This window comes from Streptomyces sp. R21 (genome assembly GCF_041051975.1).
GTDB lineage: Bacteria > Actinomycetota > Actinomycetes > Streptomycetales > Streptomycetaceae > Streptomyces.
The window spans coordinates 2,077,147-2,089,389 of sequence record NZ_CP163435.1 but is presented as its reverse complement, the minus strand read 5'-3'; the positions used below and the strand labels follow the sequence as shown (position 1 = coordinate 2,089,389).

Annotated in this window: 11 protein-coding genes; 9 read left to right on the top strand and 2 right to left on the bottom strand. The window is 68.5% G+C overall.

Annotation, left to right across the window (positions count from 1 at the left end):
* Positions 1–113: 113 nt before the first annotated feature.
* Together AB5J56_RS09505 and AB5J56_RS09500 are read right to left on the bottom strand one after the other, a co-directional pair.
* Positions 114–821, bottom strand: coding sequence for a glycoside hydrolase family 75 protein (locus AB5J56_RS09505; protein WP_369231964.1), 708 nt, complete (start codon positions 819–821; stop codon positions 114–116).
* A 169-nt stretch (positions 822–990) separates the two neighbouring features.
* On the bottom strand, positions 991–1,782 hold the full coding sequence (locus tag AB5J56_RS09500) for an aldo/keto reductase (protein ID WP_369242463.1): 792 nt from the start codon (positions 1,780–1,782) through the stop codon (positions 991–993).
* Positions 1,783–2,136: 354 nt separating this feature from the next.
* Between AB5J56_RS09500 and pqqA the strand changes: the two genes are divergently transcribed.
* From pqqA to AB5J56_RS09455, 9 genes are all read left to right on the top strand, one after another.
* Positions 2,137–2,250, top strand: coding sequence for a pyrroloquinoline quinone precursor peptide PqqA (gene pqqA, locus AB5J56_RS09495; protein ID WP_369242461.1), 114 nt, complete (start codon positions 2,137–2,139; stop codon positions 2,248–2,250).
* Between the two features lie 24 nt (positions 2,251–2,274).
* Positions 2,275–3,012, top strand: coding sequence for a pyrroloquinoline-quinone synthase PqqC (gene pqqC / locus AB5J56_RS09490; protein ID WP_369242459.1), 738 nt, complete (start codon positions 2,275–2,277; stop codon positions 3,010–3,012).
* Complete coding sequence (gene pqqD / locus AB5J56_RS09485; RefSeq protein WP_369231962.1) at positions 3,009–3,263, top strand: pyrroloquinoline quinone biosynthesis peptide chaperone PqqD; 255 nt, start codon at positions 3,009–3,011, stop codon at positions 3,261–3,263. The genes pqqC and pqqD overlap by 4 nt, the downstream gene beginning before the upstream one ends.
* Positions 3,260–4,366 (top strand): pyrroloquinoline quinone biosynthesis protein PqqE, encoded by a 1,107-nt coding sequence (gene pqqE / locus AB5J56_RS09480; RefSeq protein WP_369231960.1) that lies wholly within the window; start codon positions 3,260–3,262, stop codon positions 4,364–4,366. The genes pqqD and pqqE overlap by 4 nt, the downstream gene beginning before the upstream one ends.
* 470 nt (positions 4,367–4,836) lie before the next feature.
* On the top strand, positions 4,837–5,916 hold the full coding sequence (locus AB5J56_RS09475; protein ID WP_369242457.1) for a glycoside hydrolase family 105 protein: 1,080 nt from the start codon (positions 4,837–4,839) through the stop codon (positions 5,914–5,916).
* A 6-nt stretch (positions 5,917–5,922) separates the two neighbouring features.
* Positions 5,923–6,744 carry a Tat pathway signal sequence domain protein gene (locus AB5J56_RS09470; RefSeq protein ID WP_369231958.1) on the top strand — a complete coding sequence of 274 codons (822 nt, stop codon included), beginning with the start codon at positions 5,923–5,925 and terminating at the stop codon, positions 6,742–6,744.
* A 12-nt stretch (positions 6,745–6,756) separates the two neighbouring features.
* Positions 6,757–8,679, top strand: coding sequence for a glycosyl hydrolase family 28 protein (locus AB5J56_RS09465; protein WP_369231956.1), 1,923 nt, complete (start codon positions 6,757–6,759; stop codon positions 8,677–8,679).
* On the top strand, positions 8,676–10,490 hold the full coding sequence (locus tag AB5J56_RS09460; RefSeq protein ID WP_369231954.1) for a discoidin domain-containing protein: 1,815 nt from the start codon (positions 8,676–8,678) through the stop codon (positions 10,488–10,490). Before AB5J56_RS09465 ends, AB5J56_RS09460 begins: the two co-directional genes overlap by 4 nt.
* On the top strand, positions 10,490–12,217 hold the full coding sequence (locus tag AB5J56_RS09455) for a CBM35 domain-containing protein (RefSeq protein ID WP_369231952.1): 1,728 nt from the start codon (positions 10,490–10,492) through the stop codon (positions 12,215–12,217). Before AB5J56_RS09460 ends, AB5J56_RS09455 begins: the two co-directional genes overlap by 1 nt.
* Positions 12,218–12,243: the final 26 nt, after the last annotated feature.

Sequence of the window (12,243 nt, the reverse complement as noted above, 5' to 3'; positions counted from 1 at the left end):
GCGTCGGCATCAACAGCGTGACCGTACGGCCGATCGGACAGCCCAACTGACCTGACCGGCCGCGGAGTTCGGTGCGCCGTCGGGCGAGTGTCGCGCCGGACTCCCGCCCGCGCTCAGTTGTTCTGCAGGAACTGCTTGGCCAGCGAGTCGCCCAGCGACACGGCCTTGCTGTGGCTCTCGATCGGCGACGCCTGCGAGTTCTTGAACAGGATGTACGTCACTCCGGAGTCCGCGCCGCCGTTCTCCGGGTCGGGATTGATGCCGAGGGCGTTGGCGGTGGCGTACGAGGCCTCGCCGATGATCTTCGTGGGGCCGGTGTCGCCGACGACCGCGTACTCGACCTTGTTGTTGTAGATGACGGCGACCACGCCGCCGCCCTTGATGCCGGAGCTCGAGTACTTCCAGATGCTGCTGGAGCTGGGCACGACGACGTACGGCAGCGAGTCGGCGCGCAGTGGCTTGCCGTCGGACTGGTGGAAGGCGGTGTCGTCCTGGAACCAGGGGTCGGTGTCGCCGTTGCACTTGGCTGTGACCTGGCCGTCGCAGTCGACATCCATGTCGGCCTTCCAGAACACCGCGCCGTTCTTGCCGCACACGGGGATGGTGGCCGAGGTCTCGTCATCGGTCTTGTACTTGCCGTTCGATATCTGCGAACAGGACGTCACCTTGGCGAGCAGGTCGGCCGCGCTGACCGAACCCTCCTGTGCGGAACGAGGATCGGCCGTGCCCGAAGCCGTGCCCGACGCGCTGGCCGGGAGCGCCGCGGTGGCGAGGAGGGCGGCTCCGGCGGCCGCCGCGAGGGTCAGTGTTCGAGTGCGCACTGTGGGGGACCCTTCTGTTAGGAAACTTTCCTTACCGGGTTGCCGCATAATGTGGCCCTCCTTGCATGGCCGCGTCAACCCCTCAAGGGCCTTGGTCCGGACCGGACATGCAAACGCCGGGGCCCGGACACCTCGTGGGTGTCCGGGCCCCGGCGGGCGTTTGTGCGGGTCAGCCCATGTCGAAGGTCGCCGGGTCGGGACCCAGGCGGCGGTCCTCGTTCAGAGCGCTGATCGCCGCGATGTCCTCGGCGTCCAGGCTGAAGTCGAAGACGTCGATGTTCTCCTTGATCCGCGACGGGGTCACGGACTTGGGGATCACCACGTTGCCGAGCTGGAGGTGCCAGCGCAGCACGATCTGGGCCGGCGTACGGCCGTGCTTCTGGGCGATGGCGACGATCGCCGGGACCTCCAGGAGGCCCTTGCCCGAGCCGAGCGGGGACCAGGCCTCGGTGGCGATGCCCCGCTCCGCGTGGAACTCCCGCGCGGCGTGCTGCTGGAGGTGCGGGTGCAGCTCGATCTGGTTCACCGCCGGGATGACGGACGTCGCGTCGAGCAGCGTCCGCAGGTGCTCCGGAAGGAAGTTGGAGACACCGATGGCCTTGGCGCGACCGTCCGCGTACAGCTTCTCGAAGGCCTTGTACGAGTCGACGAACGTGCCACGCGAGGGCAGCGGCCAGTGGATCAGATACAGATCCACGTAGTCCAGGCCGAGCTTCTCCAGCGATGTGTCGAAGGCGCGCAGTGTGGTGTCGTACCCCTGGTCGCCGTTCCAGAGCTTGGTGGTGACGAAGAGATCCTCGCGGGCCACGCCGGAGGCGGCGATCGCCTTTCCGGTGCCCTCTTCGTTGCCGTAGATCGCCGCAGTGTCGATACTGCGGTACCCGGCCTCCAGTGCGGTGGCGACGGCCCGCTCCGCCTCGTTGTCCGGCACCTGCCAGACACCGAAGCCCAGCTGGGGCATCTCGACGCCGTTGTTCAGGATGATCGGGGGGACCTTGCTCACGAGCTCTCGATCCTTCAGTCGTCGGGTGGTACTCCCATCGTCAACGATCACGGGCCGTGATGCATTCCTGGCATGGCTTTCGGCGACGGAATCACAGCACCCTCACAGGTTGGCCAGAAATGGATCCGACCTTATTCGGTCCGGACCATTGACCGGCTCCCGTCATGCAGCGACTCTGTATCGCGGCATCGAACGTGTCACTGAACTCGATGCATGCATGTGAACACCGGCGCCTGCCTGGGCTTCTCAACCCCCACCCCTCAGGAAAGCGGGTACGCACACATGAACGAAAAGACCCCCGAGGCCCCCTACATGGAACGGCCCATTCGGGAAACATCGGAGGAAAGGGTCTGGGAGACCCCGGGGTATCTCGTCATCGAGACCGCCCTGGAGGTCACCGCCTACGCCCTCGGCGACCGCACCTAGCCCCTCCGGGCACGAACCGTGACCGTGACATCCGTGCACGGCGGCGGTACCGCGGCCCCTTGGGGAACCGACGAGTTCACCGAGCGGCTGCGCGCCGTCGCCGAGGAGCGCTACCACGACCGACATCCCTTCAACATCCGTATGCACCAGGGCGAGTTGACGCCCGGCGAGCTGCGCCGCTGGATCGCCAACCGCTTCCACTACCAGCGCCACATCCCCGTCAAGGACGCCCTGATCCTCGCCAAGTTCGACGACCCCGCGCTGCGCAGGGCCTGGTTGCGGCGCATCCGGGACCACGACGGAACGCGGGAGGGGGAGGGTGGCATCGAACGCTGGCTGCGGCTCGGTGAGGCGGCCGGCCTCGGCCGTGCCGAACTGCGGGACGCCTCCCGGGTGCTGCCCGGGGTGCGGCTCGCCGTCGAGGGCTACGTCAACTTCTGCCGCCTGCGCCCGGCGCTCGACGCCGTCGCCGCATCCCTGACCGAGCTGTCGGCGCCGGGCCTGATGCGCACCCGCATCGCCGCCTTCGAACACCACTACCCGTGGATCGAGGCCGAGGGGCTCGCCTACTTCCGGACCCGGATCGGGCAGGGAGGCCGCGACAGCGAGGAAGCCCTCGCGCTCGTACGGAGCTGGGCCCGCACCCGCGAGCAGCAGGAGCGAGCGGTGGCGGCACTCACCTTCAAGTGCGACGTGCTCTGGTCCCTGCTGGACGCGGTGGAGCGAGGTGCGCCGCGCGCGGTGGGGCAGGGCGCGTCATGACCTGGCGGCCTGCCCTCGCCCGATCCGTGATGCTCCGTCACGACCGGGTCCGTGGCGCCGACTTGCTGCTTCTGCCCGAGCGGGTCGTCGTCCTGCGGGGCAACGCGGGCAGTGTGCTCCGGCTCTGCGACGGCCGTCACGAGGTGCCCGAGATCGTCACGGAGCTGGGTGAACGATTCCCCGGGGCTCCGGTCGCCCGCGAAGTCCCCGCGTTTCTCACGGCGTTGCGAAAGGAGGGCTGGCTCCGGTGAACGTCGATCCTCCCTGGGCACTGCTCGCCGAACTCACCCACGGCTGTCCGCTGCGCTGCGCGTACTGCTCCAACCCCGTCGAACTGGTCGGTCGGTCAGAAGAGTTGAACACTGAACAATGGGTCGACGTTCTCCGTCAGGCCGCTGACCTGGGCGTCGTGCAGACCCATGTCTCCGGCGGCGAGCCGCTTCTCAGACGTGACCTCGCCGACATCGTCACGGCCGCCGACTCGGCCGGCCTCTACACCCAGCTGGTCACCAGCGGCGTCGGCCTGCACGAACGGCGGCTGGGCGGCCTCGTCGACGCAGGACTGCGCAGCGTCCAGCTCTCCGTGCAGCACGCCGACCCGGCGGCCGCCGAACTCATCGCGGGCGCCCGCTCGTTCCGGGCGAAGGAGCGCGCCGCCCGGCTGGTGCGCGAGGCGGGGCTCCCGCTCGGGCTGAACGCCGTGCTGCACCGCGCCAACATCGACGCGCTCGACGACCTGATCGTCCTCGCCCTCGCCTGGGGCGCCGACCGCATCGAGCTCGCCAACACCCAGTTCTACGGCTGGGCGCTGCGCAACCGCGCCGCCCTGCTCCCGACCCGCGACCAGACCGAACGGGCCCGCTCCTCACTCGCCCGGTGGCGTGAACGCCTCGCCGGAGAGCTGGAGTTGGTCTGGGTCGCCCCCGACTACCTCGACGGCACCGCGAAACCGTGCATGGGCGGCTGGGGCGCAGTCTCTCTCACGGTCGCCCCGGACGGCACGGTCCTGCCGTGCCCGGCCGCGGCCTCCCTGCCCGGCCTCGACGCACCGAACGTACGCGATCACCCGCTGGCCTGGATCTGGCACACCTCGGGCGCCTTCAACGCCTACCGCGGCGAGGCCTGGATGCACGACCCCTGCCGCACCTGCGCCCTGCGCACCACCGACTTCGGCGGCTGCCGCTGCCAGGCGCACGCGCTCACCGGCGACGCGACCCGCCCCGACCCGGCCTGCCGCCACGCCCCCGACCACCCGCTGGTCCGAGCGCTCGTGGATGCGCCCGGCACGCCGGCCAGCACTCCCGGCCCCGCCCCTGCCTACGCCTATCGCGAATACCGCGGAGGAGAAACATGAGACGTCTACGTGTCCTGCTGACGGCGGGCGCGCTCGCCGCCGGCAGCCTGACCGCCGTCCCCACGGCCGCCACTGCTGCGGTCACCCCTCACCTCGCCACCGCCTCGTACGAGGCCGAGAACGCCACGATCAGCCACGGCACGGTCGCCGCGGACCACCCCGGCTTCACCGGCACCGGCTTCGTCGACTACGACAACACCCCCGGCAGCTACGTCGAGTTCACGGTCACCGCGGACCAGCAGGGCACCCAGCCCCTGGCCCTCCGGTTCGCCAACGGCACCACCACCGACCGCCCGATGGACATCACCGTCAACGGCGTCCCGGTCGGAGAACACCTCTCCTTCGCGGGCAACGGCTCCTGGACCGGCTGGCAGACGCGAACCGTCGATGCCGCGCTCCGGCAGGGCGCCAACACCGTCCGGGCCACCGCCGTCACCACCAACGGCGGACCCAACCTCGACTCGCTCACCGTGGGGCAGCCTGCGGCCACCGAGGACTGGTCGGTGTCGATGGTCGAGTCGACGATGGCGCGCTACTCACCGACCACGATCGGCGGCTGGTCGTACCCGGTCGGCCTGTATCTCTACGGCCAGTACCTCACATACCAGCGCACCCATGAGCCGCGCTATCTCTCGTACATCAAGAGCTATGTCGACCGCTTCGTGGCGAGCGACGGATCGATCGGCCAGAGCTTCAACAACCTGGACAGCATGCAGGCCGGACGGCTGCTGACGATCCTGCACCACGAGACCGGACAGGACCGCTACCGCATCGCCGCCAAGAAGATCCGCGACCGCCTCGACACCTACCCGCGCACCTCGGACGGCGGCTTCTGGCACGCCGACTCCGACAGCCGCGCCCATCAACTCTGGGCGGACGGCGTCTACATGGTGAACCCGTTCCTCGTCGAGTACGGCAAGGAGTTCAATGACTCGGCGTACACGAACAACGAGGCCGCCAAGCAGCTCTACGTCTACGGCAGTCATCTCCAGGTGACGGGCGGCCTGTTGAAGCACGCCTACGACGAGTCGCGGACCGCGAGCTGGTCCGATGCCGGCACGGGCCTGGCCCCCGAGCACTGGTGCCGGGCCGTCGGCTGGTACTCCATGGCGATCGTCAACGTCCTTGACGCGATCCCGAGTTCGCACCCGCGCCGGGCCGCCCTGCTGACCATCCTCCAGAAGCTGGCCGCGGGCCTGGAGCACTACCAGGATCCGACCACCGGACGCTGGTTCCAGGTCATGGACAAGGGCGACCGCAGCGACAACTGGACCGAGACGTCGTGCTCCAGCATGTTCACGTACGCCCTCTCGCGCGGGGCCCAGAAGGGCTACCTGGACGCGCACTACGCGACCGTCGCCCAGCGCGGCTACCAGGGCGTCCTCGCCAAGGTCTCCCTCGGTTCCGACGGCCGGACCAACCTCACCGACATCTCCATCGGCACCAACGTCGGCGACTACGCCTACTACGTGGGCCGCACCCGGGCGACCAACGACTTCCACGGTCTCGGCGCCTTCCTGATCATGAACGAACAACTCCGGTCGAGGTGAAGGAAGATGGCCGCACCGCACGAGCCGTACGACATCCACGGGCCGAACGGAAAGCCCTCCCGCCGGAAGGTGATCGGAGCCGCCCTCGGCTCAGCCGCTGTCGCCGCCGGGCTGCAGAGCCCCGCGAGCGCGGCGAGCTGGCAGCTGAAGTGGTCGCCGACCGCGAGCGGCAACGGGCTCGGCGCCTTCGAGACGATCGAGGACGACCGCGCCGACTCGCACCCCGCCGGGCATCCGCACATCTACCCCGAGGGCGACAACTGGCGGTTCAACATGCACACGGTGGACCGCGACACCATGACCGACCGGCAACGCCAGGAGGTCACCGGCCTGCGCACGAGCAGCTCTAACTACCTGAAGTGGCTGCCGGGCCAGACCTGGCGGGTGACGTACTCGATGTACATCCCCAGCTCGCTCAAGGCGACCACCAGTTTCACCCACATCATGCAGATGAAGCAGCCGGGCACCGGCAGTTCGCCGATCGTCGTCCAGTCGCTGCGCCGCGTGAACGGCGCCCAGACCATCGAGTTGAAGCTCGCCCTCACCGACACCCTGATCGGCCGCACCAGTCTGGACCCGCTGCACGACAAATGGACCGACGTCGACTTCCAGATCAAGGTCGGCGACGGCACGTCGGGTTCCGTGCGCTGGATCCTCAAGAGCGGCGGCACGACCGTGATCGACAAGTCGAAGTCCGGCGTGGACACCTTCCTCGACGACCGGGTGCGGCCCAAGTGGGGCATCTACCGCTCCCTCGGCGACACCTCGGGCTCCCTGCAGAACTGCTATCTGCTCCTCACCAACCTCCGTGGCTACCAACTGGTGTGAGACGAGGCCGACATGAGACGCACGGCACGCAGAGCACTCTCCCTGACCCTTCTCGGATTCCTCGTCGTTCTGGGCCTGTCCCAGCCCCCGGCCGTCGCCCGTACCCAGACCCCCGCGGGCGTGGCGGCCGTCTTCGACGTGCGCGACTACGGCGCCAAGGGCGACGGTTCCACCAATGACACCCCCGCCGTCCAGAAGGCGGTCGACGCAGCGAACGCGGCCGGCGGCGGCACCGTCCAACTCCCCTCACCCGGGACGTACAAGTCCAAGAACACGCTGCACATGAAGAGCAACGTGACGCTCCAGGTCGACACGGGCGCCACGCTCCAGGGGTCAAGCGCGGACACGTACGACCCGCCCGAGTCCAACCCCTACGACCAGTACCAGGACTACGGGCACAGCCACTTCCACAACGCGATGATCTACGGCGACCGGCTGACCAACATCGCCTTCGTGGGCGGCGGCGTCATCGACGGCCAGGGCAACCTGATCACCGGGAACCCGTCCTCCGGCGAGGCCGACAAGATCATCTCGCTGACCCGCTGCAACGGCCTGCGCATCGGCGACGGCCTGACCCTGCGCCGTGGCGGCCACTTCGCGGCCCTCATCAACGGCTGTTCGAACGTCACTTCGGACCACCTGAGCATCGACACCGCATCCGACCGCGACGGCTGGAACATCATCAGCACGACCAACGTCACCGTCACCAACGCGAACATCAAGGCCAACGACGACGCACTGGTCTTCAAGAGCGACTACGCGCTGGGCGCCAAACTGCCCAACGGCCCCGGCCGGGTGAGTGACTCGTACCTCTCGGCGGTGTGCTGCAACGCGCTCATGTTCGGCTCGGAGACCTGCGGCGACTTCACGGACTACCGGTTCGAGCACATCAGGATCGAGGGCTCCGACAAGTCGGGGCTGGGCATGGTCTCCATGGACGGCGCCAAGATCTCCGACGTCCACTACCGCGACATCACGATGAAAGACGTCCACTCGCCGATCATGCAGAAGATCGGCACCCGCAAACGCTGCGGCAACAACCCGGGCGTCGGCTCCATCAGCAACGTCACCTACGACGACATCACCGCCACCGGCTCCAGCCCCTCCTTCAGCCCGACCCTGTGGGGCGAGTCGAGCCCGAACCACATCAGTGGCGTCACCTTCACCAACGTCAACCTCACCGTCCCCGGCGGCAACGGCACCATGTCCACCGCCGTGCCGAGCAACGACCCCACCAACTACAACCCGAACAGCATCGGCACCCGGCCCGCGTACGGCTGGTACCTGCACAACGCCGACCACGTCACCTTCACCGACAGCTCGGTGCGGTTCGCGGCGAACGACGGCCGCCCGGCGGTCATCGCGGGCGCGGGCAGCTCGGTGAAGTTCACCCGGTTCACCGCGCAGAAGGGCAGCGCGAGCCCCTTCGACATCGGCTTCCAGACCGTGTCGGGCTACTGCGTCGCCGACAGCCACAACACGACCGGCGGAGCCCTGCGGCTGTCCGCGTCGGGGTCGAGCCAGGACTGCGGCACCACACCGCCGCCCGGTACGCGGTACGAGGCCGAGAGCGCCATGTACTCGACGGGCAGCACCGTCGACACCGACCACGCGGGCTACTCCGGCACCGGCTTCGTGAACACCGCCAACGCGGCCGGCGCATACGTGGAGTGGAACGTGAACGCGGCGAGCGCGGGAACGAAGACCGTCGCGATCGCCTACGCCAACGGCACCACCGCGGACCGGCCGATGGACATCACGGTCAATGGCCAGGTCGTGGCATCCGGCGTCTCCTTCCCGCCGACGCCCGACTGGACGACCTGGCGCACGATCGGCGTCGCCGTCCCGCTCACGGCCGGCGCGAACACCGTACGCGCGACGGCGACCTCCGCGAACGGCTGCCCCAACCTCGACTATCTGGAGGTGCCGGCATGACCAGAACCGGCAGACGACTGTCCGGCAGACGACCGACCGCCCGCCTGATCGCGGTGGTGGCGCTCCTCCTCGGCGCGCTGCTGCTTCCCTCGCCCGCACACGCGGACCTGCAGAACCCGCGCCAGGACTTCCTGCGCGCCTCGACCGGCGGCCTCTTCCTGCACTGGGGAGAGCGCACCGCACCCCAGCACACCAGCTGCTCCGCCTGGGAGAACGACGTCACCAACGGCGGCTGGACCCCCGACTACTGGGTGCAGGAGGCCCAGAAACTGCACGTCCAGTACCTCGTTCTCGCCACCTTCCACAGCCGCCTCGGCTACGCCCGCCCCTGGCCCTCAGCGATCCCCGGCAGTTGCGCGACCAAGCGCGACTTCCTCGGCGAACTCATCACCGCGGCCTCCGCCAAGGGTCTGAAGGTCATCCTCTACATGACCGACGACCCCCAGTGGCACGCCGAGGGCGGCCACGAGTGGCTGGACTCCGCCGCGTACTCCGCCTACGAGGGCACGAACGTCGACCTCACCACCCGCGACGGCTTCGGCCGGTTCTCGTACGACAACTTCTTCGAGGTGATGGACCGCTATCCGACGCTCGGCGGCTTCTGGATCGACAACGACAACGCGTACTGGGAGAGCCACGACCTCTACGCGCAGATCTACCAGAAGCGACCCAACTACACGATCAGCAACAACAACGAAGACACGCCGATCATGGACATGATCAGCAATGAGCAGAAGACGGGAATGACCCCGTCGTACGACTACCCCCAAGCGGTCTACACGGCCGGGCCCCGGCTCACCGAGGCCGACTTCAAACTGCCGTCCACTGGCGCCTGGTGGTACGACGGCTCGAACCCGAGCGTCGACCGCATGCTCACCCTCGGCCGGCTCGTCACCAACGCGGGCTCGTCCGTGAAGGCGCTGATGGCCGAAACCGCCCAGGTCAACGGGAAGTTCCCGGCCAACCAGGAGTCCTTCAACAACTTCGCGAACTCCTACCTCGGCCCCATCTGGGAGTCCCTGCACGGAGTCGAGGGCGGCGGCTACATGTACGGCGGCCTCAAGCCCGGCTTCTGGAACGACGGCGCCCACGGGGTCACCACGATCAGCAAGACCGACGCCGACCGGCAGTACGTCCATGTCCTGACCCCGCCGTCCACCAGCACCCTGCGCATCCGCGACAACGGCTACCGGATCACGTCCGTGGCCAACTTGCGTACAGGGGCGGCCATTTCGTGGTCCCAGTCCGGCGGCGTCCTCACTCTGAACGGGCTGGGCGGCTGGGACCCGTACGACACCGTCTTCAAGGTGACCACGGCCGGACGCCAGGGAATCCTGCCCGCCTCCTCGTACACGATGAGTGCGAGCGCGTCGGCAAGCGGGCATGGCGCGTCGGCCGCCGCGGACGGCAGCTACCTCAGCTACTGGGACAGCAACAAGACGCTGCCGGTCACGCTCACCTTCGACCTCGGCGGCTCGAAGCGAGTGCAGTACATCGGCCTCAACCAGCGTGAGGACTCGGTCGCCTACGCCCGCTCCGACACCGAGCAGTCCGCCCGTATCAAGGACTACAAGGTGTTCCTCAGCAACGACGGATCCAACTGGGGGAGTGCGGTCAAGACCGGTCAGCTCCCCAGTGCCCGCGGCATGAAGGGCATCGACATCACCGCGGCGAACGCCCGCTACGTACGTCTCGAAGTCGACTCGACCTGGGCGGCGTCCACCGACACCACCCGCTACAAGCGGCTGCGGATCGACGAGGCGTGGATCGGCACGTCGTACGCGACACCGGCTCCGGAGGTGGCGCCGTGATGAGACACCTCAGAGCCGTACTCCTCGCCCTCGCGGGCGTGTTGATCGCCGGAGCCATCCCGCTGCTGACCGCCCCGCCCGCCGCCGCGTCCGGCAACGGTCAGTCCATCCGGCCCGCGATGGGCTGGAGCAGCTGGAGCTTCGTGCGGCGCTGGCCGACCGAGGACAAGATCAAGGCGCAGGCGGACGCCCTGGTGTCCAGCGGCCTCGACCGGCACGGCTTCGTGTACGTCAACCTCGACGACTTCTACCAGAAGTGCGACTCGAACGGCTTCGTCGTCGACTCCTACGGCCGCTGGACCGTCGACTCCGCCAAATTCCCCTCCGGAATCAAGGCGTTGGCGGACTACGTCCACTCCAAGGGCCTGAAGTTCGGCTTCTACGTCACCCCGGGCATCGCCAAGAACGCCGTCCTGAAGAACACCCCGATCGAGGGCACGTCGTACCACGCGGCGGACATCGCGGACACCTCGACCCTGGAGAAGAACTACAACTGCAAGAACATGTACTACATCGACTACACGAAGCCGGGCGCCCAGGAATTCGTCAACTCCTGGGCCAGGCAGTTCGCTTCGTGGGGCGTCGACTACCTCAAGATCGACGGCGTCGGCAGCCAGGACATCCCCGACGTACGGGCCTGGGACAAGGCGCTGCGGGCCACGGGCCGCCCGATCAACTACGCCCTCTCCAACAACCTCGCCATCGCCGACGCCCCCACCTGGCGTTCCCTGGCGAACAGTTGGCGCACCCAGGGCGACGTCGAGTGCTACTGCGGGTCGGGCCCCAACGGCAGCGGCTATCCGCTCACCGACTGGTCGCACGTCACGACCCGCTTCACGTCGGCCGCCAACTGGCAGCAGTACGCGGGACCCGGCGGCTGGAACGACCTGGACTCGCTGGAGATCGGCAACGGCGACCAGGCCGGACTCACCGCCGACCAGCGGCGCTCGCAGTTCACCCTCTGGTCGATGGCCGGCGCGCCCCTGCTGCTCGGTACCGACCTGACCCAGCTCGACCCGGTCGACGCGGCGATGCTCACCAACGACCGGCTGATCGCCGTCGACCAGGACGGATACGCGGCGAAGCGCATCGTCTCCAGCGGCGTCAACCAGGTCTGGAGCAAGCGCGAGGACAGCGGCGACTACGTGGTGGCGCTCTTCAACACCGGTACGACGGGCTCCTCGACGGCCACCGTGGACTGGTCCCAGGTCGGCTTCACCGGCTCCGGTCAGGTCACGGACCTCTGGTCGGGGGCCGACAAGGGCACGGTCGCCGACACCTACAGCGCCACCCTGCGGCCGGGCGAGGCCCGGCTGATCAGGGTGGCCCCGCTCGGCACCAGGACCGTGCGCTACCAGGCGGAGCAGGCGGGCATCACGTCCGGCTCGACCGTCGACACCGACCACCCCGGCTTCACGGGCACCGGCTTCGTGAACACGGCCAACGCGGCGGGCGCGTACGTCGAGTGGACCGTGGACTCGGCCGCCGCCCGCAACGCCTCGGTGGCCATCAGGTACGCCAACGGGTCCACCGTGGGCCGCCCGATGGACGTCACCGTGAACGGCACCGTCGTCTCCGCGAACCGCGCCTTCAACGGCACGGGGAGCTGGGACACCTGGGCGGCCTCGACGCTCACGGTGCCGCTCAAGGCGGGCGCGAACACGATCCGGGTGACGGCCACGACCGCGAACGGCGCGCCCAACGTGGACGCGCTCGACCGGAGTTGAGGCCCGCCACCGACATCCCCCGCACG